Genomic DNA, 23,862 nt, shown 5'->3' on the forward strand with positions numbered 1-23,862 from the left:
CGCCGACGATGGGCGCTGATGGTCGCCACCGACCGGCCCGACCACCTGACCAGGGGAGCAGCATGAACGTCGCGGAACGCCGTGAGCTTGCCCGCCGGGTGCTCGCCGGCTATGACAGCGGCATCGACGCCTCGACCCGGGCGATGACCCGCGCACTGGCGAAGCTCGACAACGCCGCGACCGTGGTGCTCGTCGAGGGCATCAGCGACCAGATCGCCCTGGAGACCGCCGCCGCCTGCCGGGGCCGGGATCTCGCGGCGGAGCGGGTGGTGATCGTACCGATCGGTGGCGCGCACGCCATCGGCCGCTTCCTGACCCGGATGGGTTCGCTCGGCGCCCGGGTGCGGCTCGCCGGTCTGTGCGACCTGCACGAGGCGGAGCTGTTCCGGCGCGGGCTGGTCGCGGCTGGCGTCGGTTCCCCACGCACCCACGCCGAGCTGGCGGACCTCGGGTTTTTCGTCTGCGTCAGGGATCTGGAAGACGAGCTGATCCGCGCGGTGGGAATCGCGGGCGTCGAAGCGGTCCTGGCCACGCAGGGCGACCTCGGGTCGTTCCGTACGTTGCAGCGCCAACCCGCGTGGCGCGGCCAGCAGCCCGAGGCGCAGTTGCGGCGGTTCATGGGCAGCGGCTCGCGGCGCAAGCTGCGCTACGCGCGGCTGCTCGTCGAGGCGTCGATCGGCCGGAACACCCTGCCCCGGCCGATCGACGCGCTGCTCAGCGCCGTCTGACCCACCGCGCGCCATCCCGGCCGAGGTACCGGTGCTGACGAATCCGCCGCTGCGGTTCCGGATGGGGGTACAGGCGCTGCTGCGCGGCGATTCCTCGGCGTACGTCCGGATCCGACGGCTGCACGCCGCGCAACTGGACCTCGCGTTCGCCCGGTGGCGCCGTGAGCGGGGCGACCCGCAGTCGCCGGAGTGCGACCGAGGCGCTGCGGCAGCGGATTCGGCAGCTCACGACAGGCGCGATCCCGGCGTCGGGGGCGCCCGCCGCCCGCCCGGATGGTGATCTGGCCGACGCCGCGCGATCCATGTGACACTCGTTTGGTGACGCTGCCTCCGCCGCCGGACATGCCCGGCAGCCCCGGGATGACACCACCGGGACCTGGTGCGGCCGCGCCGCCATCAGCGCCGCCGAAGTCGAAGACACCCCTCGTCATCGGTGTCATCGCCGGGGTGGTGGCGCTGTGCCTGCTCGGCACCTGCGTGGTCGCGGCGGCGGCACTGGTCATCTCCAAGAGGGCGACCAGCGGTTCGCAGAACTCCGTCGCGACCGGCCCCACCCTGATCCCGACGCGGACGTCGACGCCCGCCGGCCTCGGCGAGGACCCGGACTTCCCGCCGGAGGACGACGACTCGACGTCCGAGCCAACTCCGCCACCTCCACCGGCAAAGAACGGGCAGTGCATCGTCGTCAGCGAGGACGGGGACTTCCTGGGAATCGGCAACTGCAACGGATCCCGGGGCACCTATCGGGTGGTGTCGGTGGACTACAGCCAGGGCGAGTGCGCCGACCCCGAATCCCCGTACATCACGGTGGACGGTTATCGGCTGTGCCTGGAGCTGCACCTCGTCCGCTTCTACTGCTACAAGTTTCCGAAGGGAGACGGCTGGGTCGTCGGCGCGCCGAAGTGCAAGGCGAAGGGCACGGTGCACATCATCGACATCGTCCCCGGGGCGTCCAACGACGCGCAGTGCACCCGCGACTACCAGTGGAACCGCTGGTACCGATTCACGCACCCGACCGTCGTCTACTGTGTCATGCAGTATTAGCGGGCGGTTCACCGTCAGCACCAGGCCGTCGGCACCGGGGCGTCAGCCAAGCCGGCTCCGGCCGATGAACCAGATCAATCCCGGTGGTGGCCGGGTCCCGTCGGCGTGTGGCACGGTTGTCTTCTGTGCAGGTGGGTGAGCAGGGCTCGGTAGGCGGGACGGCGCCCGGCTGGTACCCGGATCCCTCCGGTCGGTACGTCTCGCGGTGGTACGACGGTCGACAGTGGACGCCGCAGGCGCTTGACGTACGGCAGCGGCCGGTGTTCGACCCGCTGCCGGGGCAGACCGGCGCGGTCCCTGGCTTCCCGTCCGTACCGGCCACCGGCCCGGCGCCGGGTGGCGCTCCCGGTTCGGGCAGCGGAGCCGTACCGGCGGGCGCGGCATCCGCGCCGGTCGCGCCGGTGCCGGTCGGGGCGCTCGTGTTCCGGTGCCTGGTTCTCGGCGTCGCGGCGGTGCTGTTCCTCTTCGGGTTCGTCGTGCTGCCGTACGCCGGGGTGGACACCCCGCCCCGCGACTTCAGCTACGCGCCGACCCGCTACCTTGAACTCGGCCCCTGGCTCAGGGCCTACGACACGGGAATGAGCGGCTGGGGACGGCTCTACTCCGGCGGCCTCGCACCGCTGCTCGCGGCGGCCATCTGGGTGGTCGTGGTGGTGTCGGTTCTGCTGGTGGCGTTGGTGCCGGCGTACCGTGCCCGGCCGCCGTGGTGGCCGGTGCTGGTCTTCGTCGCCGTGATGCTCGGCGCCCTCGCGGTGATGATCGGTTCGCCGGTCAACGGCACCGTCATGCTGCAGACGGAGAGCGGCTACCTGGTGGTGCTCATCGGTCACCTCCTGCTGGCGGTCGCGTGTCCACTGACGGGCCGGAAGCAGCGCCGGAGCAGGACCTCGACCGCGGTGCCGGGGCCCTGCTGAGCTAGTCCGCGGGGCGCAGCGCGATGACCGCCGTGGACCCCTCGGTGGCGACCACTCTCACGGCGAGGCTCTGCGTGGCGCTCGGCCCGGTCAACTCGCCCGAGTACGGGGGTTCAAGAAGCTTCAGGGATCCGCTCCCGCCCTCCGGATCGGTGTACCGCCAGGTCGAGTCGGCGGGGTCGAAGGAAAACGTCGTGAAGCCGAACCTGGGGTCGAGTGGGATGGTCACCCGCCTGGTCACCAGGATCTCGCAGCTTCCGTCGTAGCAGGCGCGGACGTTCGTCCCGTCGGCGGCCTCCGGAAGCCCGGTCCCCGGAAGCCCGGTCGCCGGCCCGGTCTCGGGCGTGGCGCCGAGCGACGTACCGGGGACGGCGCTGGGCGGGCTGCCCTGGGGCGAGTCGTCCGACCCGCCACATCCGGCGGTGGCGAGTGACAGGAACAGCGCGCCGGACGCGGTCATCGCGATCCGGGTACGCCACGCGGTCGGATACATCGTCGTCGTCATTCGTCGTCCCACCTCTGGGATGTCGGATAGCCGGCGGTTGAGGTCACCTGAACAGTGGCCCGAAGGCGTCGCGTACGTCGGAGGTCGACGGGTTGACGTACACCTCCGACGGCGGACCGATGTCGGCGAGATCGGCGAGCGTCTCGTACTTCAGGACCCGGGGACAGCTGGCGCCGCGCACGTGCACCTTGACGCTCCTGACGAGCTTTCCCGTGCGTACCTCATAGACGCGGACCGGAATCGTCACCTTTCGAAACGTCACGAAGCTGTAGCCCTGGGGAAGAAAGTTGTTCTCGTACGGGCAGGTCTTCACCCGGGCGCCGAACGTGGTCTTGCCGGCGCAGATCACCAGGGTGGCCTTGGTGACATCGCGGACGAGCCAGCCGGAGGGCAGCCTGCGCCGGTAGTTGTAGCTGTTGTGCTCTGCGTCCAGCTCCGGCCCGTACAGCAGCGCGCGGTTCACCCTGCCGCGTCGGTAGGGGGCCGCGCCGCTGTACGGCGCGGGCTTGTCGCAGTAGCTGGGCAGCATGTCAGCGTACGCGTCGTCCAGAAGGTCGCGGACGGTCGCCAGCTCGATCGCCAGCGTGGCCTGCCTGACGTTGTCTCTGGCCTTCGCGGCGAGCTCATGGTCGGGGTACTGGTCGAGCAGGTGCTGGTACCGCTCGCGTGCCTGATGCCAGTTTGCGACCTGACTCTCCTTGTCGGCTGCGACGAGCGCCTGCGCCCGGTACGTGTCAGCACAACCGACGATCGCCGCCGGGGCGATCCGCAGAACGACATCGGCGACCCGGTTCGCCACGTCGCCGTCGAACCGCTGGTGGCCGCCGAGCCAGTCGGTGACCGCCGCGGTCTGGCAGGCGTCCCCGCTGGGCAGCCCGGCGATGAACCCGTCCAGGACCCGGTCGACGACTCTCTCGTGGCCGGGTGTCTCGGCGAGGACCGCGGAGAGAGCGCGGAAGCCGGCGTCCAGGGCCTCGAGGTCGCCGGTCAGCCCCGTGTCGAGGTCCGCAGCGGCCCTGGCCGACAGGGCACACGCCCGGACGGTGTCGTCGCCACGGGGAGCGAGGGGAGCCGCCACGCGATGGCTGGCCGACAGTCTCGCCAGCGCGGCGAGTGCCTGGGGGCAGTCCCCGTCGCGGCGGGCTTCGGCGACGTCGTGGGTGATGCGTTCGGCGTCGAACCGGAGGACGGCGACGACGAGCAGCACCGGTACCGTGACGCCGAGCGCGGCGAGCCGTTGCTCCCGTATCCGGCGGGGTTGCATCGACCGCGGGCCGGTCTGCGCCAGGTACCAGCCGTGTACCGTGACCACCGCCCACCACAGGAGTACGGCCACCACGAACCACACCGACGGCGCGGCCGAGGCGAGGACGGCGACGAGTACGACCGTGACGAGTCCGCTGCCGAGGGCGAGCCTCCACCGCTGGAGCAGGACGTACCCGGCGCCGAGCAGGGATGCGTTGCCCAGCGCGACGGCCAGCGGGTCGACGCGGACGGCGGTGAGGTCCGCTGCGGGCGCGGCTTGGGTTGGTCTGTCCATCATGGCCACCGCCTTTCGGAGCGGGCCGGGGCGGGCAACAGGGACATTATCGTCGCTCACCGATTTGTCCGTACTCTAACGCCAATGGCCCTGACGGAGTGGGTCCGAAACCGGGGGAGTCCTGTCCCATCGCGCTGTCCGCTGACGGTCTGGCACGTACGGCACCGCCGATATCCGTTAGCCGACAGTACGGGTCCGGAGCGTCCCGATAGTCTGGCCTGTCCGCCGCCCGGCGATGGAGTGTGGGACCCCGTGGATCCTCGACAGGTACGGCTGTTGGCGGCGCAGTCCGCGAACTTCGGCTTCCTGGCCGCGCACCCGCTGCTGCTCTGGTATGGCGCCGGGGCGGAGTGGCTGGTCTACGCGAACCCGTGGGCGTCGCTGCTCCGTTCCCGGTCCTTCGGCGAGGTGCTCGCCGACGAGCTGGTCCGCCGTACCACCGTCGTACCGCAGGGCGGGAGCCTCCACCACCTGCTTCGGGCGCTCGGCGCCGACGGCGTGCTGACGCCCCGCGTCTTCGCCGCCTTCGCCCGACTGCGGGACATCGGCGGCACACGGTACGACCCGGACGAGGAGCCGCTCGTCGCGCTGGACGCCCTCCGGAACTGCTTCACCCTCGGCGTCTGGTTCCACCGCGCGCTGACCGGGGACCGCGCCCCGCTCGGCTTCGTTCCGCCGACACCGCCGCCGGAGCTGCTTTGCGACCCGCCGGCGTCGCCGCGGAAGCCTCCGGTCCACCGGGTGGTGCCCCGACCCGCCGTGCGGGGCACCGGCCGGGGCGCCGGTGAGCGGCTCCGCGCCGAGCTGCGCCGGTACCGGACGGAGCTGGCGGCGACCCGGCTGCGGCTGACGGGCTCGGGCTCGGCCGTCGCGGCCCAGCGGCGGGCGGCCGCCGAGGCGGACCGGATGATCGCCGCGGCCGACGCCGCTCGCGCGACGGTCGGCACGCTGCTCGCCAGCCTGGAGCCGGAGGTCTGGGCGGCCCGGCGGGACGTCGGGCGCCAGGCGTCGGCCCGAATCTCGGCGGGCCGGCGGGAGGAGTTCGTGGCCCGGCTCCGCCGGACGGTACCGGAGCCGGGCAACGAGCCGCAGGCCCGGGTCGAGCTGGAGCGGCGACTCGCCGCGGCCGGCTGGGTGGTGCGGAACCCGCACCGCCGCCATCCCCCGGACGGGCTGGGGGTGGCCGTCCGGAACGTCCCTCTGTGCACCGGCCACGCCGACTACCTGCTCTATGTGGACGGCTCGCTGGTCGGCGTGGTCGAGGCCGGCTGGGCCGAGGTCGAACCGTCGGGCGGCGAGGACGACGGGGTCGGAACCCGGCCGAGCGGAGTGGCCTCGGAGGTCGCCCTGGCGGCCCGGCTCGACCGCTACCGACACCGGCTCACCGTCGAGCAGCGGCGAACGGCGTGGCGGCGCGACCACCCGCTTCCCTTCGGCTACGTGTCGACCGGTGGCGAAACGGTCTTCGTCAACTGGCTGGCCCCGTTCCCGCGTCCCCGGGACGTCACCGCCTTCCACCGCCCGGCCACGTTGGCCCGGTGGATGCGGGAGGCTGACGAGAACCCGACGGCCCCGACCCTCCGGGCGCGGCTGCGACAGCTCCCACCGCCCCGCGCGCGCGACCTGCGGGCGGCCCAGGTGGAGGCGCTACGCGGCCTGGACCGGTCCCTGGCCGACGACCGACCCCGCGCCCTGATCCAGCTCGCCGCCGGGGCCGGCAAGACCCGCACCGTGATCGTCGCCAGTCACCGGCTGCTCGAACACGCCGGGGCCCACCGCGTTCTCGTCCTGGTCGACCGCGACAACCTGGCCCGCCGGCTGGTCCAGGAGTTCGTCGACTACCGGATCCCGGACGATGGCACCGCCCCGTTCGCGGGACGCCACCCCGTCGAGCGGCTCTCCGGCGCGACCATGCTCGGCTCCGCCCGGGTGATCGTCACCACCGTGCCGCGTCTGCACGCGGCGCTGAACGGCGCCCCGCTGCCGGACGCCGACGACGACCCGGCGCACGACAGCCATCCGCGGGACAGCCCGGTCGAGGTGCCCTACCACCCGCACCTGCCGCCGGAGACGTTCGACGTGATCATTGTCGACGACTGCCACCGGGCCACCTACGGCGCGTGGCGCGGGGTGCTGGAGTACTTCGACGCGTTCACGGTCGGACTGACCACGGCGCCGGTCCAGCAGACCCTGGGCTTCCACCACGAGAACCTCGTCGCGGAGTATCCCGACGAACAGGCGATCGCGGATGGGGTCACCGTCGACTTCGACCTGTACCGGATCAGGGCCACCGCGACCCCGACCGGCCTCCGGGTCGAGGCCGGTCCGGTGGTGCCGCGGTGGGAGCGCCGTACCCGGGCCGAGCGCTACCAGGAGGTCGAGCGCGACCTCGGGTACCTCGGCGCCCCGGCCGGCCGGCCGGTGGTCTCCGGCGGAGAACTGCGGCTGGTCCTGGAGACCTTCCGGGACCGGCTCGGCACCGAGATCTTCCCGGGGCGGCGGGAGGTGCCGAAGACGCTGGTCCTGGCCCGGGACGCCGTGCACGCCGACGAGGTCGCGGCGCTGCTCCGGCAGATCTTTGCTCGGGACGACACCTTCGCCGTGGCGCTCACCTACGGTTCGCGTCACGCCGGGTACGACCCGGACGAGCTGTTCGAGGCGTTCCGGAGCCAGCCCGTCCCCCGGATCGTCGTCACCGACGACCTGCTCGCCACCGGCGTGGATATACCGGCGTTGGAGTGTCTTGTCATCCTCCGACCGGTTCGCACCGCCGGCTGCCTGGCCCGGATGAAGGGCCGGGTGGCCCGGGCCATCGCGCCCGCCGAGTTCCGGCTGGTCGCCGGGGACGCCCTGGCCAAGGAGCGGTTCGTCGTCGTCGACGCGGTCGGCATCACCGAGGGAGCCGTCGACGAGGTGGTCCCGCTGCACCGGTGCCCCGAACGGGAGCTGTCGCTGCGGACCCTCCTGGGTCGGGCCGCCCGGCTGGACGCCACACCGGACGAGATCGCCACCCTCGCGGCCCGGCTCTGCCGGCTGCGCCAGCGGCTCACCGGGGCCGAGCTGGCCGAGCTGGCCGAACTCGGGGGCCAGCCGCTCGCCCAGATCGTACGCGGGTTGGTCGACGCGGTCGCTCCCGAACAGCTCAACGCCGCCCGTGCCGTCGGTCTGGACGCCGTACGCGGACTCATGGCCACCGCGGTGCGTCCACTGGCCGCCGTGCCGGTGCTGCGGGACCGGATCCTGGAACTGCACGACAACCCAGGACGGTGACGCCGGGCGAGCGACGCCCGCCGGCGGCGCGACACGACGGTGCCCGCCGCCCCGGTCGGGGCGACGGGCACCGCGTGGTGTCGTCGGTCAGGTTTCGCCGGTCAGATCCCGCCGAGGCGGGCCGGGCACGGCGTCGCCGGTTCGAGGACGTAGTCGAGCGTGCTGACCAGTCCGGGCTGGACCTGGTGCCGCTTCACCTGCGGCACCCAGCCGTCCTTGGCGACGATCACGTCGTACCGGCCCCTCGGCAGCCACCAGGCGTACCGGCCCTGGCCGTCCGCGGTCAGGGTGTAGCCGGTGGCCGCGTCGCCGACCAGGTTGACCCGGACCGTCGCCCGGAGCGGCACCTCGTCGCCGCCGCAGGTCCGACCGATGACCGTCCCCTGCAGCTTGCCCCAGCTCCCCGGCGGGGAGACGTTCATCTCCACGCTCACCGACGGGACCGGGTACGGGCTGTTGGAGACCAGCGCCAGGTCGGCGGTGTAGGTGCCGGGCTGGAGGACTCCGGCGTCGGCGGTCGCGCTCAGGGTCAGCGTGACCACCTTCGACGCCCCAGCCGCCAGGGTGAAGGTCTCCGGCTTCGGGGTGAGCCAGGAAGCCTCGCCCATCTCCTCGCAGTTCTCCAGTCCGCCGAGGTACTCGGTCTCCGCGGACCCGACGAACGAACTCGGCGAGCCACCGACCTTGTACGCGCCGCAGACGCCGGCGCCCCGGTAGCGGGGGAACTGCGCGTTCGGCAGGTTCACCCAGGCTCCGGTCGACGGGTCGTAGGCGATCGTGCGGTTGGTCAGCGCCGTCGAGTTCGCGGTTGCACCACCGGCCAGCACCAGCTTGTCACCGGCCGCGGCGTACTGCGCGCCCCAGAGGTCGATCGGCATGTCCGGCAGTGGCGACCAGGAGTCGGCGGCCGGGTCGTAGACGTATCCGTTCCGGAACTCGGTCGCGCCGAGGCCGCCGGCGCAGTAGACCTTGCCACCGATGCCGCCGCAGGCCAGCCAGGAGACGCCCTGCGGGTAGTTGGCCGCCCGGCTGAACTCGTTGGTCTTCGGGTCGAAGACCACCACGTCGGCGGTGTCGGTGCTGCAGGCGCCGTCACCGCAGCCGCCGACGATGTAGAGCTTGCCGCCCGCCACCGCCGCTCCGGCCGCTGCCCGGGGCGCCGGGTTGGTCACGTCGGCCAGGGTGCTCCAGGTGTTGGTCGCCGGGTCGAAGACGTCGACCGTGGCCGGCGGCGTCGATCCGGCGCCCCACCCACCGATCGCGTAGATCTTGCCGTTCAGCGCGCCCACGGCCGGCTTCGACCGGGCGGTGGGCATGTCCGGCAGGGTGGTCCAGGTGTTGATCGCCGGGTCGTACATCCAGGTCTTGCGCTCGTTGCCGGTGCCGCTGCCGCCACCGATCGAGTAGACCTTTCCGTTCAGCGTCACCGCCGAGTTGTCGTAGATCGCCGCCGGGGTGTTCGCGACCCGGGTCCAGGCGTCGTCAACCGCCGGTGCCGCCGCGGCCGAGGTGGTCTCGCCACCGTACGCGACACCGCTGGCGGCCTTGCTCAGCCCCTTCACCGGCAGCTGGACGAGCTCGGCGCCCTCGTGGGAGAGGAGCTCGAACTGGCCCTGCCGCTCCAGGAACTCCACGGTGGCCGGTGCGTTGCCGGTGTTGGTCACCGTCACCTTGACCGTGCGGGTGCTGCCGTACGGCTGGTGCATCTCGATGTCCGTCGAGGTGACGGTCAGCCGGGACGCCCGGAGCGCGAAGTTCGCCCGCCGGGTGTTGTCGGCGGCGACGTTCACGGTCCGGGTCACCGCCTTGTACGGCGAGCGGCTGGCGGTGAACGACTGCTCCCCGGTGAGGCTGGAGTAGAGCCAGTAGAAGCCGTCCGGGATGGCGGGGTCGTCCGGCGTCGCCGCCGAGACCGCCTGCTCGCCGGTGGCACCGTCGCTGGTCACCGTCACCCCGTTCAACGGGTTGCCGGTGTTGGCGTCGGTGGTGAAGCCGGCGACCAGGCCACCCGGCTTCGGCGTGCAGAGCCGGTTGACGATTTGGACGTTGTCGACCTGCCACCACCAGGCGAAGGTGCCCGTGAAGCGGAACCGGATCTTGGCGTTCGCCGCACCGGCCGCCGCGTCGAGCGGGACCTCCTCGACCCGGGGACCGCGCCGGCTGGCGGTCTGGTGCCAGACGTTGGTCCAGGTGGCGCCGTCGTCGGTCGAGACGTCGATGTCCGCGGTGTCGGTGGTGCCCACCGCCCGCCAGTCGCTGTTGAAGCGCAGCAGCGGCGCGTTGACCTCGGAGAGGTCGAGGGTGGGTGTGATCAGGTCGGTGTCCTGGGTGTTCCCGCTACCGAGCGCGTCGCTGTCGATGATCGCGAAGTTGCCGCTGCCACCGGTCAGGTTGCCCCGGGACTTCGGGTCGTCGAAGACCCAGCCGCCCGACTCGGTGCGGTTGACCACCGACCAGCCCTCCGGCGCCGTCGTGCCGTCGAAGCTCTCGGACAGCAGCGGGTCACTGGCTCCGGCGAGGTATCCGGCCGCGGTGCAGGCCGGCGCCACCTTGACCGCGATGTTGACGGTCTTGTTGGCGGTACCGACCTCGACCTCGGTGCTGACCGGCTGGTAGCCGGGGTAGACGGCCGTGGTGTCGAGCCGGTAGCTGGTGTTGCCGGGAACGGTGAACGAGTAGGCGCCGGTGATCGGGTCGGTGAAGACCGGGCCACCGGGCCGCCCGGGTACGGTGATCTTCGCGTAGAGCGGCCAGCCGTGGCCGGAGCCATCGGTGACCTTGCCGGCGATGGTGACCATCGGCGCGGCGGTGAGGGCGAAGTCCTGGGTCACGGCGGTGCCCTCGGTGACGGTCACCGTCGCGGTGCCGGTGACGTAGCCGTACGCGCTGGCGGTGACCACCTGCTCCCCGGCCGGAACGAGCAGCGAGTAGCGGCCGTTCGGGTTGGCCACGGTGCGGAGGGTGCCGATGGTGATCTGCGCGCCGGCGATCGGGTCGCCGGTACCGGCGTCGGTGACGACACCGCTGACCTGGCCGCCGTCGCCGCGTGGGGCGGCGCTGACCGCCTCGTACGCGTTGAGCCGACCCTCACCGAAGGTGTTGTTGAAGTCGACGGTGCCGCCGCAGGAGAGGTCGTTGACGTCGGTCGCGGTGTCGTCGAGGAGCTGCTCGGTGGCGTCGATGTTCCCCTTCAGCACCGGTGCCGCCGACCAGACCAGGGCGACCGTGCCGGAGACGTGCGGTGCCGCCATCGACGTACCGCTGCCGTTGCCGTAGCGGTTGGTGGGCAGGCTCGACCGGACGTTGCTGCCGGGCGCCGAGATGTTCGGCTTGATCGAATCGTCGATGCTGGACGTGCCGCGGCCGGAGAAGCTGGAGATGACGTTGTTGACGTCGTACGAGCCGACCCCGTACGCGTCCGGGTAGTCGCCGGGGTTCTCGGTGGTGTTGCAGCCCGGCCCGTCGTTGCCGGCGGAGAAGGTCGGGAAGATGCCGGCCGCCCGCCAGGACAGGATCGTCTGCTTGTACCACTCGTCACCGCGGCCGCCGCCCCAGGAGTTGTTCACCACGTCGGCGTGCAGGTCCGGGCGGGGGTTGTTGCCGTTGAGGTCGGTCGGGGCCATCACCCACTGGCCGGCGGCAAGCAGCGAGCCGTCCGTGCAGGTGTCCACCTCGCAGCCCTTGGCGGCGATCCAGCGGGCGCCGGGGGCGACCCCGATCTGGTTGCCGGCGCCGTCGTCGCCGACCATCGTCCCCATGGTGTGTGTGCCGTGGCCGTTGTTGTCGCACGGCTCGGGGCTGGCGCAGATCCCGGCCGGGTCGAACCAGTTGTAGTTGTGGTCGAACGTCCCGCCGTTGTTGCCCCGGTAGGAGTTGACCAGCGCCGGGTGGTCGAACTGGACGCCGCTGTCGATGTTGGCGACGACGATGCCCTCGCCGCGGGTGCCGAACTCGGACCAGACCCGGGGCGCCTCGATGTTGGTGAGGTTCCACTCGACCTCGTCGGGCGCGTTGCCGGTCTCGGCGTCGGTCTCGGCACGCATCTCGACGGGCTTGATCAGTTTGTACGTCCGGCTCGGCTCGATGCTCGCCACATCGTCCCGCGCCGCGATGGCGTCGACGAGGGCGCGGTCGCCCTCTACCCGCAGCACGTTGGCGATCCAGTACGCGGTGTACTTCACTCCGCGCTTGTCCAGATCGGCCCGTAGGTCGCGCTGGCTGCGCTCGGCGGTGCTGGTGAGCCGCCGGTAGACCTCGGTGACCCGGGCGGTGGGGTCGGCGATCCGGGCTGCGGCGCTGAGCTGGGCCCGTTCCCGCAGGTAGACCGTGAAGGTGGTGGTGCCCTTGGTGGACAGTTCGGCGAGGAGCTCGCGGCTCACCTCCGCCTCGGGAGCGGCGGCGGTGGCGATCGCAGGTTGTGCGGTGATGCCGAGGATCACGGCGGCCCCGACGGCGAACGCTCGCCAGAGTCTGGGGCGCCCAGCTCTGTCGCGGCCTGGTCGATGCGGCATGCAACCTCCCACTTCCCGGCGCCCCGATCGATTCGGGCGCAATGACGTCAGCGCCGGGGGTCTCCGGCGCCGCGGGCACGTGTGGGCTGCTACGCACAGCGTTCCCCACATCGGCCTGGAGTAATGCTCTTGCCCACCGAGGTGGTGATCAATGCCCGATGTAGAGCAGTATTTGGGCAGTAACCGGTCGTGTTTCTGTCAGTTATCAGGTAACTGCCTCGCATCGGCTGGCATCGCTGTTGACTCGCCCGGCCAAACGGGCTTGGCTTGGGTCGACTGTCGACGGGGAGGAGTACGGTGGCGAACGGAGAAGTCCCACTGGTCGTATGCGTATCGGCGGACGTCGCGGTGCGGGAACGGGTGGTTCGACGGCTGGATGACTTCGGCACCGTTGTGATCTGTTCTGATCTGTCCGAGTTGCGGGCAATGCTCTTTCCAATGACGGGCAACGGGACAGAGTCGGAGCCGGGGCCGGTGAGCCTTGGCGATCTCTCCGTCGACCCGAGCGGTCACCTGGTCACCTGGCGTGGAGAACCACTCGCGTTGACCCGACTGGAGCGGGAACTGCTCGCCCGGCTGGCCAGCTCGCCGCTCGGGGTCTGGACGTACGAGAGGCTGTTCGCCTCGGTCTGGGGCGGCGCGTACCTCGGCGACACCGCCATCCTGCACTCCGCCGTGAAGCGGCTGCGCCGCAAGCTGCGGGCTGTCGAGGGTGGACCACAGGTGCAGACGGTGCGCGGTGTCGGCTACCGGCTGACCCCGGGCACCGACCGGAGGTCGTCCGGCCGTCAGTCGTCGAAAGACGGGTGACGGCTCCGGGTGGGGCCGCGCGACCCGGTGGTGGTGTGGGTCGGGCGGGGGTGACCGCTCTCGTCGGTCACGCGTGACCCCGACCCGGGTCACACACCCGGCCACCCCACCCCCGGGCCTCGACCGGCCCCACCCCCATACCTCGGTCGGCGTCCGCCCGTGCCCAGGTGCCGGGCGACCCGACCCTCGGGCCGGCGTTCGGGCCCCCGCCCGCGCGGGGCCGGGTCGTGACGGACATCCCACCCTGGGCCGGCCCGCAGCGCCGTTCCGGCCGGGGGCGCCGCTCCGGGCCTGCCGCACCGTGCCACGATTGCGGCGTGACCACGAACGCCCCGGCACCGGTCTGGCCGCCCCGGCCAGATCCCTCGGCCAGTCGCTCCCGGCGCCGACTGCTGTACCTCGGCGTCGCCGGCTGGGTCGTGCTGCTGGTGGTCGCCGCCGTGTTCTCCGCGCTGCGCGACGAGCCGACGGTACGGGAACAGCGTGACATCGCCGAAGCGGCACCGATCGTCGACCGGGCCGTCGGCGAACTGGTCGCGGCGGCCGGTCCGGAGCCGGTCGTCGAGCTCGGCCCGCGCCGGCTGCGGACCACGTGCCGGCTCACCCTGGTCCGTGACGGCGCGGCACTGGACGCGGCGGTCACCTTCCGCACCCCGGCGGCGGACGCCCCGGCGCTGCTCGACCGGATCGCGGAGCGGCTTCCCGCCGCGTACCGGGCCGACGTCTGGCACGGTGACGACGGCACCCAACACACCCTGCGGGCCGATGCCGGGGAGTTCGTCGCGGTCAAGGGGAGCGTGCCGGAGCCGGGAGTGGTGCGCTTCACCGTGGGTACCGGCTGCCGACCTGCCGCCGGCGACGCCCACGCCGACCGCCTGGTCCCGTCGTCGTCGCCGGATGCCACCGACAACGAGCCACTCCGGGTGCTCGCCGCGCTCGGCGTTTCCGATCCCGATCCGGTCAGTCTGACCATCGCGCCCTGCCCCGGCGGCGGTGTCGCGCGGACCGCGCGCTCAAGCGGTCGGGGAACCCCGACCGGGCCGCCGGGCGCGCTGCTGCCCCGACCGGCCGGGACCGTTGTGATCGTCGACACTCCCGAGGTGTACGCCTACCGGGCCGGCCGGCTCAGCGTCGTGGCGGAGACCGACAGCGGCCGGACCCGGGTCGCCGTCACCGCCTCCGGCTGTAGCTGACGCGGCCCCCGCTCCTCGTGGTGGCGGCTGCCGGCGCCGGACACCCGCCACGGAGCCTTCCGTCGCCCGCAGGCACGGTCGCGTACCGCGAACGATCGGGTGTCAGGCGCAGTTCGCTCCGTTGTAGTTGGCGGGGACTATGTTGCCGTCCCGGTTCGTGAAGGAGTAGCGACCGTTATTCGACTCATGCCGCAGGAGTATGACGTCATACCGGTTGCCGTGGTAGCGCACCCAGGTGCTGTTGACGTACTCCAGTTTGTTGTCTGCCCGGCTGAGCGTCTGCGGGCCGGCCCGCCCGTCGACCCCCACCCCGTGATCCAGCTGCCACCTCATGGTCGCCTTCTCGGTGTTCGGCCCGAACTGGCAGTCGATGTCGCCCATTTCGAGGTAGCCGTCCGCGTACAGGACGGTCTGCCACAGCCCGACAGCCCACCCGATCGAGTACGCGCTCCTCGAGAACTCCCCCTCGTCCCCCCAGTCGTCGTTGACGGCACCCGCGCCTTGGACGTAGCCGTGGCTCGGCGCGGCGACGGCCGGCGCCGACAGCGCCGTGCCGCCGACCACGAGCGCGGTGGCCAGCGCGAAGACTCGTACGGTCCGGTTGCGCATCGGCTCTCCTTTCAGATGATCCGACTGCGACAACGTTTACGCGAGTCGATGGTGCTCGGCCACGACATTCGACGTACGTCGAAGACCCGGGTTGGCGGCGTACGCCGGTGGGGCCGCCGAGCTGGTGGGGAGGCCGAGCCGGTGGGGTCCCCGAGCCGGTGGGGAGGCCGAGCCGGTGGGGTCCCCGAGCCGGTGGGGTCCCCGAGTCGGTGGGGTCGCGCCGGTTCAGTACACGAGCGCCTGGACGCCGTCGGCCGTGACCTCCTCGACGAAGACCGCCGCCCCGGCGATCCGTACCCCGGGCAGGACGTCGGCCTCGGTGATGTTCCGCCGGGCCGCGCACTGGGTGCAGAGCGTGACACGCCCGGTCGACAGGATCGTCTGCAGCAGTTCGGGCAGAGGCGCCGAGTGCGGCAGCTCGAACTCCTCGGCCCGGCCCGGCAACGCGAACCAGCTCGACTCGCCGGTCAGCCAGAGCGACACGTCGAGGCCGGAGGCGGCCGCCGTGGCGGCGACGGTGAAGGCCTGCGCGCAGCGTTCCGGTGCGTCCGCGCCGGCGGTGGCCTTGACGACCAGGGTTCGAGCCATGCCGCCAGCATAGGATCAGCCTGTCATGGTTACCGAGATTGGGTTCGTCAGCCTGCTGGTCGCGGGCTTCGGCGCGCTCGCCGGTTACCTGGTGTACCTGGCTGTACGAATTTCGAGAGGACGTTGGTGAGCGCGAGGAGCGAGCCGAGCGGGCGGGCGCGACGTCGGTGTGCCCGCGCGCAACGACCGGGCCGACCCGCATCGCGGCGGCGACCTCGGCGAGTCCCGCGGTCACGAACGAAAGGGATGTTGTGAGCGACACTCCGATCCAACCGCCGCCGTGGCTGAACGCGCCGCCGGTCGACCCGTACCCGTACGAGGAGACGTACGACCTGCGGACCGGTCCGAAGCTGCACCCGACGCTGAACGCGCTGCTGCCGTACGTCGGGCTGTGGCGGGGGCGGGGGCGGGGCGGGTTCCCCACCATCGAGGACTTCGACTTCGCCCAGGAGATCCGGATCACTCACGACGGGCGGCCGTTCCTCTACTACGAGTCCCGCGCCTGGATCCTTGACGAGCAGAGCAAGCCGGTCCGGCCGGCCGGTCGAGAGACCGGCTGGTGGCGTCCGGTCTGTAACGACGAGGGCAGGGCCACCGGCGAGCTGGAGGTGCTGCTCGCCACCCCCACCGGCGTGATGGAGCTCTACCTCGGCAAGATCACCGGCACCCAGGTGGAGCTGGTCACCGACGCGGTGGTGCGGACCTCCACGGCCAAGGAGGTCAACGCCGGGCACCGACTCTTCGGCATCGTCGATGGTGCCCTGCTCTACGCCCAGGACATCGCGGCGATGGGGCATCCGCTCTCGCCGCACCTCTCGGCCCGGCTGATCCGGGTCGGCGGCTGACCGCTCACCACCGAGGTGTGAGGAAGGGCCCCTTCTTATACAAAAAGCGATAAGAAGGGGCCCTTCCTCACACCTCAAAGCCGAGGAGGGCGCGGAGGGTGGCGGTGTGCGGCGAGGCGGGCAGCGGCATGCCGTCCAGCGCGCGGATCTCGGCCAGGCCGCGTACCGACGAGGTGAACCAGACGCCGTCGGCCCGCCGGAGTTCGGCCGGGGAGACCCGCCGCCGCGCCGCGGTCCAGCCGAGCGCGGCGGCCCGGCCGAGCAGCCAGTCGGCGGTGATCCCGGGCAGGATCCCGGTGTCGGCCGGCACCGTGCAGAGAGTGTCGCCGGCGAGCCAGACCAGGCTGGCGCCGGGACCCTCCAGGGCGTAGCCGTCGGTGGAGATCCAGAGGACGTCGTCGACGCCGTTCGCCGCCGCCCAGCGTCGGGCGGCCTGGTTCGGGGCGTACGAGGTGGTCTTGTGGCCGGCGAGCAGCCACGGCCGGCCGTGCCGGGCGTCGGCGGTCACCCCCAGCGGCAGGGTCGCCACTGTGATCCCGGTACGGCGGGCTCGGCGTACCGGCTCGGGCACCTCGCTGAGGGTCGCGTAGACGGTGCCCGAGCCGCCGTCCTCGGGCCCCCGCGTGCAGACCAGGCGTAACGCCCCCTCGGTCCGGGCCGGCCAGCCGGCGCAGACGGTGTCGAGCAGCTCGCGGAGGGCGGCGGTCTCCGGCAGCGGCAGGTCGAGGGCGGCCGCGGACCGGGCCAGCCGGGCCAGGTGCTCGGCGGCCAGCCAGGGCCGCCCGTCCCGGACGTGCATCGTCTCGAAGAGCCCGTCGCCGTGGAGCGCACCCCGGTCGTCGGCCCGGAGCACCGGCTCGTCGGCCGGGACCACGCCCCGGCCCAGTACCGCGACGATCCGCCGGCCAGACACGCCCACCGAGGGTAGTCGGCCACCGGTCGCACTATGCTTTGACAGTGTCGGATTCCTCACTGGCGGAGATGCTGCGTTCCCGCGGCCTGCGGCTGACCGCGCAGCGTCAGCTCATCCTGGACGCCGTGCTCGAACTGGGGCACGCCACGCCGGAGCAGGTGCACGCGGCCGTCCGCGAGGTCGCCGCCGGAGTGAACATCACCACGATCTACCGGACGCTGGAACTACTCGAACGCCTCGGACTGGTTACCCATACGCACCTGTCCCACGGGTCACCGACGTACCACAGCGTGGGCGAGGACGCCCACGTGCACCTGGTCTGCCGGAACTGCGGGGCGGTGGACGAGGTCGATCCGGAGCTGTTCCGGCCCGTCACCGACACACTGGCGGCGGAGCGGGGGTTCCAGGTCGACATCGGGCACGTGGCGTTGTTCGGCGTCTGTGGTCGGACCGAGTGCGGGGAGCGGCGGGGATGATCGACGTTGCGGGCGCGGTGGCCGTCGAGGCGATCGACGAGCAGACCCGGGACCGGCCGGCACCGGAGCATGCCGCCGCCGGGGTACGCCCGGTGGCCGCGCACTACGGCGACCCGATGCGCGAGCAGCGGCTGCTCGCCACGGAGGTCGGCCTGGTCGACCGCTCGCACCGCGGGGTGATCGCGGTCCCCGGTGAGGAGCGGGCAGGCTGGCTGCACACCCTGACCAGCCAGCACCTGGCGCAGCTGCGTGCCGGGCAGGGCAGCGAGCTGCTGGTCCTCTCCCCGCACGGGCACATCGAGCAGCACGCCATGGTCGCCGAGGACGGCGAGACCGCGTGGCTGGACACCGAGCCGGGCGACACCGGCGGCCTGCTGACGTACCTGGAGAAGATGCGCTTCTTCACCCGGGTTGATCCTCGGGACGCGACCGCCGACAGGGCGCTGCTGTCGCTGGTCGGGCCGCGGGCTGCCGAGGCGGTCGCGGTGCTCGGGGTCACCGGGCTGGCCGAGCCCGACGCGCTGCCGGTGCCGGGTCCACGGTTCCCCGCCGGCTCCGTGCCGCCCCGCCCCTCCATCCTGTACGACGTCCGTCCGCTGCCGGCCGGCGGCTGGGCCCGTCGGGTTCGGCTCGGGGTCGACCTGCTGGTGCCCCGGTCCGGCATGGCGGAGGTGGTCGGCGAGCTGACCGCCGCCGGCACCCCGGTCGCCGGGCTGTGGGCGTACGAGGCGCTGCGGGTGGCCGCGCGGCTGCCCCGGGTCGGCTTCGAGACCGACCACCGGACCATCCCGGCCGAGATCGGGCTGGTCGGTTCGGCCGTACACCTGGAGAAGGGCTGCTACCGCGGTCAGGAGACGGTGGCCCGGGTGCACAACCTCGGCCGCCCGCCGCGTCGGCTGGTCCTGCTGCACCTGGACGGGGTGACCAGCGACCAGCTTCCGACGGTCGGCACCCCGGTGACGGTCGACGGCCGACCGGTCGGTTTCGTCGGTACGGCGGTTCGGCACTACGAGCTGGGCCCGGTCGCGCTCGCGGTGCTGAAGCGCTCGGTGCCGGACGACGCGCGGCTGATGGTCGACGGCACCGCCGCCGCGATCGACCCGGAGTGACGACACGGTAGCCGGGGCGGATCCCCCCGTTCCGCCGGATTCCGGACCTGGCTGGTCGGGACTAGGATCCGGACATGACGACAGGGACGTTGATCACGGTCGCCCCGACCGGGGCCGAGTCGGCCAAGGCGGACGTGCCGGCGTTGCCGGTGACCCTGGATGAGCTGCTGCTGACCGCGAAGGAGTGCGAGGCGCTCGGCGCCGCAGTGATCCACGTCCACATCCGGGACGATGAGGCCCGCCCCACCCTCGACCTGGGTCGGCTCCGGGCAACGGTCGCGGCGCTGCGCGAGAACACCGACCTGATCGTGCAGCTCTCCACCGGCGGGGCGGTGACCGATCCGGAGGCCGACCGGCTGGCGGTGCTCGACGCCGGCCCGGAGATGGCCTCCTGCACGATGGGGACGGTCAACTTCGGCGACGACGTCTTCCTCAACCGGTGGGAGTTCATCGTCGAGCTCCACACCCGGATGCAGGACCGGGGCATTCTCCCCGAGTACGAGATCTTCGACCTTGGCCACCTGGCCACGTTGCGCCGCCTGCTCGACCGGTACGGCCTGCCGGCCGGCGGGCACGTGCACGTCGACTTCGTGATGGGGGTCCCCGGGGGGATGCCCGGGACGATCGAGGCGCTGGTCGCCTGCGTCCAGGCGCTGCGTGACCTTCCGGCCGGCACGACGTTCTCGGCGACCGGCATCGGGCGGAGCAGCGTCCCGGTGCTGCTCGCCTCGCTCGCCGCCGGCGGGCACCTGCGGGTCGGGATGGAGGACACCCTCACCTGGGCCAAGGGGCGGCCGGTGGAGTCCAACATGCAGCTCGTGGCCCGGGCGGTCGGCGCGGCGCAGCTCGCCCAGCGGCCTCCGCTGAGTCCGGCGCAGGCCCGTGAGCTGCTCGGACTCGCCGTGGCCCGGTAGGGGGGCCGGCGCGACCCGGGTCCGGGACGGTCGGTACCGTCCCGGATCGTGGGCGAGGCGTATCGGGGCGGGATTCCGCTGATCGAGGCGGTCAGGTCGGGTTTCGTGGAGTCGGTGCACCACGGTTCCGTGGCGGTGCTCGACCCGGCCGGGACGCTGGTCGCGGCGGCGGGTGACGTCGACGGGCCGGTTTTCCCCCGGTCGTCGAACAAGCCGATGCAGGCCATCGCGATGCTGCGGTCCGGGCTGCGGGTGGCCGACCCAGCCGACCTGGCCGTGGTCTGCGCCAGCCACGCCGGGGAGGAGTTCCACGTCGCGCGGATCAGCGCCCTGCTGCGGACCGGCGGGCTGACCGAGGACGCGCTGCACTGCCCGCCCGACCTCCCGTACGCGGACCATGCCCGGGCCGCGGTGCTCGCCGCGGGTGGCGGACCGAGCCGGATCCGGATGAACTGCTCGGGCAAGCACACCGGGATGCTGCTCACCTGCCTGGTCGCGGGCTGGCCGGTCGAGGGGTACTGGGAGCCGGAGCACCCGTTGCAGCGGCGGATCCGGACGGTGGTCGAGGAGTTCACCGGCGAGGACGTGGCGGCGGTCGGGGTCGACGGGTGCGGGGCGCCGGTGTTGGCGGTCTCACTGACCGGTCTGGCGCGGGCGTACCTGCGGCTGGTCTCCGCCGAGCCCGGCTCGGTGGCCCGGACCGTCGCCGACGCGATGCGGGCGTACCCGGAGCTGGTCGCCGGGACCGGCGCCGACGACACCCGGATGATGGCCGGGATTCCGGGGCTGCTGGCGAAGAGCGGCGCGGAGGGGGTCGTCGCGGCGGCGCTGCCCGGGGTCGGTGCCGTGGCTGTCAAGATCGACGACGGCGCCGGGCGGGCCCGCCGTCCCGCCCTGGTCTCCGCCCTGCGTCGGTTGGGTGTCTCCGCGCCGCTGCTCGACGAGGTGGCCGAGGAGCCACTGTACGGCGGCGGCGCCTCGGTCGGCTCGCTCCGCAGCCGCTGGTGAGGGGCGTCCGGTCGGGCCACCGGTCGCTGAGGAGCACCGCCCCGGCAAGCACATCGTCACGCCGGAACCGCGCCGGCAAGCACATCGTCACGGCGGACCGGAGATCCCGCTAACTGTCGCTAGCGATTTGCTTGCAGCTGCAAGCGGGGCGGGCTACCGTCGAGCTATGGCCAACCCGAAGGACCTTCCCCGCGACATCGGTGGGTTCATCCGCGACCTCCGGCGCAGTGCGAAGATCTCCTTGCGCCAGCTCGCCCAACAGGCAGGGGTCAGCAACCCGTACCTGAGCCAGATCGAGCGTGGGCTGCGCAAGCCGAGCGCCGAGGTGCTCCAGCAGTTGGCCAGTGCCCTGCGCGTCTCGACCCCGGTCATGTACCTGCGTGCGGGGTTGCTCGACGACCGGGAGGGCCAGGGGGTGCTGGCGGCCATCGCGGCCGACCCTGACCTCACGATGCCGCAGAAGCAGTCGTTGAGCCAGATCTACGAGACGTTCCGGCGGGAGAACCTCCGAAACGCCGACCCGGAAGCCGACCGGCACGCGGCCGGCGCCCCGGCAACCGGTCCCGGGGCCACCGCCCCGACCGCCACCGGTTCCGGTGACGTCGTTGGGGAGTCCCCGGCGGACGCCGTGCTCGAGTCCGTGGCGGTGACCGAAACCGGTGCCGCTGCCCCGCCACCCACCACACCCTCGGGGTCGAACGACGAGCCCACCTCGACGGGTGCACCCGCGAAGAGGACCGCCAGGAAGGCGGCCGCCCAGGCCCCGTCGGCCCCGCCGGCCGCCTCGGCCCCTGACGAGGAGAAGTAGAGATGCCCACCCTGCCCCGTACCACCCGCATTCCTGGCCCGCTCTATGCCGTCGCCGGTGCCGGCGACCTCGCCTACCAGCAGCTCCGCCGGCTTCCCGCCGTGGTGAGCAGGCTCGGCGACGAGGCGACCCGGAGCGAGCTGCGCGAGAAGGCCGTCGCCACCACCGCCGAGCTGCGGGAGAAGGCGCGAGCCACCACCGCCGAGCTGCGGGACAGGGCCGTCCTGACGCTGCGCAACACCACCCCGTCGACGCTGCGGCAGCGCGCGACCGGTCGCGACTTCGACCTTGACCGGCTGCGCGAGGCGACCATCCGCAACGCCGCCGCGGTGGTCGCCGGTGCCCAGGCGGCACAGGAGCGGGCGCTCGCCGTCTACGGTGAACTCGTTGCCCGGGGCGAGCGGGTCGTCGGCTCCGGCGTCGTCCGCGCCGCCGACACGGTCAACGCCGACATGAGCGCGACCGAGGCGCCCGCCGACACCGCGACCGGCGCGTCGACGGCGTCCGACACCCCGAGCCCGGCCGAGGTGGCGGAGCGGGCCGAGACCGCCCCCACGCCGGCCAAGAAGGCGACGTCGAGGCGGCGTACGACGGCGACGTCGACCCGCCCGGCCACTACCAGGCGGACCCGCCGGACCAACGCCGAGTAGCCACCATCCACCCCGGGTGCGTGCGGCAAGTGGCACACACCCGGGGTGGCGGGCATAAGCTTCACGCCATGGCCACTGGCGCGCCGCTCTTCTTCGACGACGTCCGTTTCGTTATCGACCTGGTGCTGACGGTCTTCGCCCTGGTGATCCAGGGCGTCGCCCTCGTGCACTGCATGACCCAGCGCTCGGATGCCTTTCCGGCGATCGGCACCCTTCCCAAGGGTGCCTGGATCGCGATCCTGGCCGTCTGCCTGGTGCTCACGCTGCTGCTCCGCGGGCCGATCAGCCTCTTCGCCCTGATCGGTATCGCCGCGGCGCTGATCTACCTCCTTGACGTCCGGGTGGGGCTGCGGGACCTGACCGACGGCAAAGGCTTCTGGTGAGGGACTTCCGCTGGCCGCCGCCGCCCGACGGCGGACCACGGACGTACGGCCCGGGGCCGAGCGCGCCGCGCACCGGCAGGCCTGTCCTGCCCGAACCCCAGACCGAGCTGGTCGCCACACCGCACGGCGTACGCCTGGAGCGGCTGGTGACCGGCACCGGCGAGCCGGTCACCGTCTTCGCGCACGGCCTCGGCACCGGCATCGCGACCACTCGGCCGCTCGGTAGCGCGGTCACGGGGCGCAAGATCTTCTTCCAGTTCCGCGGCCACGGCCGCTCCGACTCCCCGCCCGGTGGCTGGAGCTACGCCGACCTGGCCCGGGACCTGCGGGCCATTGCCGACCTCGGTGGGGCGACCCGGGCCCTCGGCGTCAGCCTCGGCGCCGGGGCGCTGTGCCGACTGCTCTGGGAGAGCCCGGATCGGTTCACGCGGCTGGTCTTCGTGCTCCCCGCCGTACTCGACGAACCCCGGCCGGACGCGGCCCGGCGCCGCCTCGGCGAGCTGCTCACCGCGGTCCGTTCCGGTGACGCCGCCGCGGTGGCCGAGGCGGTCGCCGCCGAGGTCCCCCCGGCGTGGCGCAACACCCCGACCGGCTGGGCCTACCTGCGGCAGCGGGTCGACCAGCTTACCCGCGACGGCCTCGGCGACGGGCTGGCCGGCCTGCCCGGCCAGGTGGCGATCCGGCGGCGTGGGGACCTCGGTGCCGTCCGGGCCCCGGCGTTGGTGATCGGGTGCGCCGGCGACGAGCTGCATCCGGTCGCGGTCGCCGAACAGCTCGCCGCCGCGCTGCCGGCCGCCACCCTCCACGTGTACGACCGACCCGGGCTGTTCTGGAGTCACCGCGCCGACCTGCGGGAGCGGATCTCCGACTTCCTCAACCGGTAGCCGGCCTGCGCGGCTCCTGACCGGCGCGGCCCGAGCCGGTACGCCGTGCCCGCTCCACCGCCGACCGTCCGTGTGGCGGCTCGTCAACGTCGGCGCCGTCCGGGTCTCGCCGGCGCGCCGCGCACGGTGCCGGGGCCGCCACCGACCGGGGTAACGTGGC

General features: G+C 72.6%; 23 protein-coding genes. 17 read left to right on the forward strand and 6 right to left on the reverse strand.

What is annotated here, in order from left to right:
• Positions 1-62 precede the first annotated feature (62 nt).
• The 4 genes from EF879_RS09650 (at position 63) to EF879_RS09660 (ending at position 2,686) form a co-directional block, all read left to right on the forward strand.
• Positions 63-728 carry a TOPRIM nucleotidyl transferase/hydrolase domain-containing protein gene (locus tag EF879_RS09650; RefSeq protein ID WP_123557072.1) on the forward strand — a complete coding sequence of 222 codons (666 nt, stop codon included), beginning with the start codon at positions 63-65 and terminating at the stop codon, positions 726-728.
• 31 nt (positions 729-759) lie between these two features.
• Positions 760-1,008 (forward strand): hypothetical protein, encoded by a 249-nt coding sequence (locus tag EF879_RS26965; protein ID WP_148086399.1) that lies wholly within the window; start codon positions 760-762, stop codon positions 1,006-1,008.
• Between the two features lie 38 nt (positions 1,009-1,046).
• Positions 1,047-1,772, forward strand: coding sequence for a hypothetical protein (locus EF879_RS09655; protein ID WP_148086400.1), 726 nt, complete (start codon positions 1,047-1,049; stop codon positions 1,770-1,772).
• Between the two features lie 125 nt (positions 1,773-1,897).
• Entirely contained in the window at positions 1,898-2,686 is a 789-nt protein-coding gene (locus tag EF879_RS09660; protein ID WP_158624146.1) for a DUF2510 domain-containing protein, read from the forward strand.
• A 1-nt stretch (position 2,687) separates the two neighbouring features.
• Here the strand turns inward: EF879_RS09660 and EF879_RS09665 are convergent, their stop codons facing one another.
• Complete coding sequence (locus EF879_RS09665; RefSeq protein ID WP_123557078.1) at positions 2,688-3,191, reverse strand: hypothetical protein; 504 nt, start codon at positions 3,189-3,191, stop codon at positions 2,688-2,690.
• Between the two features lie 43 nt (positions 3,192-3,234).
• Positions 3,235-4,734, reverse strand: coding sequence for a hypothetical protein (locus tag EF879_RS09670; RefSeq protein WP_123557080.1), 1,500 nt, complete (start codon positions 4,732-4,734; stop codon positions 3,235-3,237).
• Positions 4,735-4,983: 249 nt separating this feature from the next.
• Between EF879_RS09670 and EF879_RS09675 the strand changes: the two genes are divergently transcribed.
• Positions 4,984-8,001: a DEAD/DEAH box helicase family protein gene (locus EF879_RS09675; RefSeq protein WP_158624147.1), complete on the forward strand. Its 3,018-nt coding sequence runs from the start codon at positions 4,984-4,986 to the stop codon at positions 7,999-8,001.
• Between the two features lie 101 nt (positions 8,002-8,102).
• Here the strand turns inward: EF879_RS09675 and EF879_RS09680 are convergent, their stop codons facing one another.
• The gene (locus EF879_RS09680; protein ID WP_123557084.1) at positions 8,103-12,512 is read right to left on the reverse strand and encodes a S8 family serine peptidase; all 4,410 of its coding nucleotides are present in this window, start codon (positions 12,510-12,512) and stop codon (positions 8,103-8,105) included.
• A gap of 297 nt (positions 12,513-12,809) precedes the next feature.
• Between EF879_RS09680 and EF879_RS09685 the strand changes: the two genes are divergently transcribed.
• On the forward strand, positions 12,810-13,322 hold the full coding sequence (locus EF879_RS09685) for a winged helix-turn-helix domain-containing protein (RefSeq protein ID WP_123557085.1): 513 nt from the start codon (positions 12,810-12,812) through the stop codon (positions 13,320-13,322).
• A 317-nt stretch (positions 13,323-13,639) separates the two neighbouring features.
• Positions 13,640-14,515: a hypothetical protein gene (locus tag EF879_RS09690; protein ID WP_123557088.1), complete on the forward strand. Its 876-nt coding sequence runs from the start codon at positions 13,640-13,642 to the stop codon at positions 14,513-14,515.
• A 102-nt stretch (positions 14,516-14,617) separates the two neighbouring features.
• Here EF879_RS09690 and EF879_RS09695 read toward each other — a convergent pair whose 3' ends face one another.
• Together EF879_RS09695 and EF879_RS09700 are read right to left on the reverse strand one after the other, a co-directional pair.
• Positions 14,618-15,124, reverse strand: coding sequence for a peptidoglycan-binding protein (locus EF879_RS09695; RefSeq protein WP_123557090.1), 507 nt, complete (start codon positions 15,122-15,124; stop codon positions 14,618-14,620).
• Positions 15,125-15,349: 225 nt separating this feature from the next.
• A complete protein-coding gene (locus tag EF879_RS09700; protein WP_123557092.1) occupies positions 15,350-15,712 on the reverse strand; it encodes a DsrE family protein in 363 nt (120 codons plus the stop codon).
• A 25-nt stretch (positions 15,713-15,737) separates the two neighbouring features.
• On the opposite strand from EF879_RS09700, the gene mtfM reads away from it, so the two are divergent.
• A complete protein-coding gene (gene mtfM, locus EF879_RS28610) occupies positions 15,738-15,842 on the forward strand; it encodes a small membrane protein MtfM (RefSeq protein WP_278065698.1) in 105 nt (34 codons plus the stop codon).
• Between the two features lie 121 nt (positions 15,843-15,963).
• The gene (locus tag EF879_RS09705) at positions 15,964-16,557 is read left to right on the forward strand and encodes an FABP family protein (RefSeq protein WP_123557094.1); all 594 of its coding nucleotides are present in this window, start codon (positions 15,964-15,966) and stop codon (positions 16,555-16,557) included.
• Between the two features lie 67 nt (positions 16,558-16,624).
• Here the strand turns inward: EF879_RS09705 and EF879_RS09710 are convergent, their stop codons facing one another.
• A complete protein-coding gene (locus EF879_RS09710; RefSeq protein ID WP_123558296.1) occupies positions 16,625-17,470 on the reverse strand; it encodes an aminotransferase class IV in 846 nt (281 codons plus the stop codon).
• A 44-nt stretch (positions 17,471-17,514) separates the two neighbouring features.
• On the opposite strand from EF879_RS09710, the gene EF879_RS09715 reads away from it, so the two are divergent.
• The 8 genes from EF879_RS09715 to EF879_RS09750 all read left to right on the forward strand — a co-directional run bounded on the left by EF879_RS09715 (position 17,515) and on the right by EF879_RS09750 (position 23,702).
• Positions 17,515-17,946, forward strand: coding sequence for a Fur family transcriptional regulator (locus EF879_RS09715; RefSeq protein ID WP_123557096.1), 432 nt, complete (start codon positions 17,515-17,517; stop codon positions 17,944-17,946).
• Positions 17,943-19,055, forward strand: coding sequence for a folate-binding protein YgfZ (locus tag EF879_RS09720; RefSeq protein WP_123558298.1), 1,113 nt, complete (start codon positions 17,943-17,945; stop codon positions 19,053-19,055). Before EF879_RS09715 ends, EF879_RS09720 begins: the two co-directional genes overlap by 4 nt.
• Positions 19,056-19,129: 74 nt before the next feature.
• Positions 19,130-19,969, forward strand: a complete 840-nt coding sequence (locus tag EF879_RS09725) for a 3-keto-5-aminohexanoate cleavage protein (protein ID WP_123557098.1) — start codon at positions 19,130-19,132, stop codon at positions 19,967-19,969.
• 48 nt (positions 19,970-20,017) lie between these two features.
• Complete coding sequence (locus EF879_RS09730; RefSeq protein ID WP_123557100.1) at positions 20,018-20,977, forward strand: asparaginase; 960 nt, start codon at positions 20,018-20,020, stop codon at positions 20,975-20,977.
• A gap of 166 nt (positions 20,978-21,143) precedes the next feature.
• Positions 21,144-21,785, forward strand: coding sequence for a helix-turn-helix domain-containing protein (locus EF879_RS09735; protein WP_123557102.1), 642 nt, complete (start codon positions 21,144-21,146; stop codon positions 21,783-21,785).
• A 2-nt stretch (positions 21,786-21,787) separates the two neighbouring features.
• Positions 21,788-22,435 (forward strand): hypothetical protein, encoded by a 648-nt coding sequence (locus EF879_RS09740; protein WP_123557104.1) that lies wholly within the window; start codon positions 21,788-21,790, stop codon positions 22,433-22,435.
• Positions 22,436-22,503: 68 nt separating this feature from the next.
• Complete coding sequence (locus EF879_RS09745; protein ID WP_123557106.1) at positions 22,504-22,818, forward strand: DUF2516 family protein; 315 nt, start codon at positions 22,504-22,506, stop codon at positions 22,816-22,818.
• A complete protein-coding gene (locus EF879_RS09750) occupies positions 22,815-23,702 on the forward strand; it encodes an alpha/beta fold hydrolase (protein ID WP_123557108.1) in 888 nt (295 codons plus the stop codon). The genes EF879_RS09745 and EF879_RS09750 overlap by 4 nt, the downstream gene beginning before the upstream one ends.
• Positions 23,703-23,862: the final 160 nt, after the last annotated feature.

The sequence above is a fragment of the Micromonospora sp. HM5-17 genome (genome assembly GCF_003762835.1).
Taxonomy (GTDB): domain Bacteria; phylum Actinomycetota; class Actinomycetes; order Mycobacteriales; family Micromonosporaceae; genus Plantactinospora.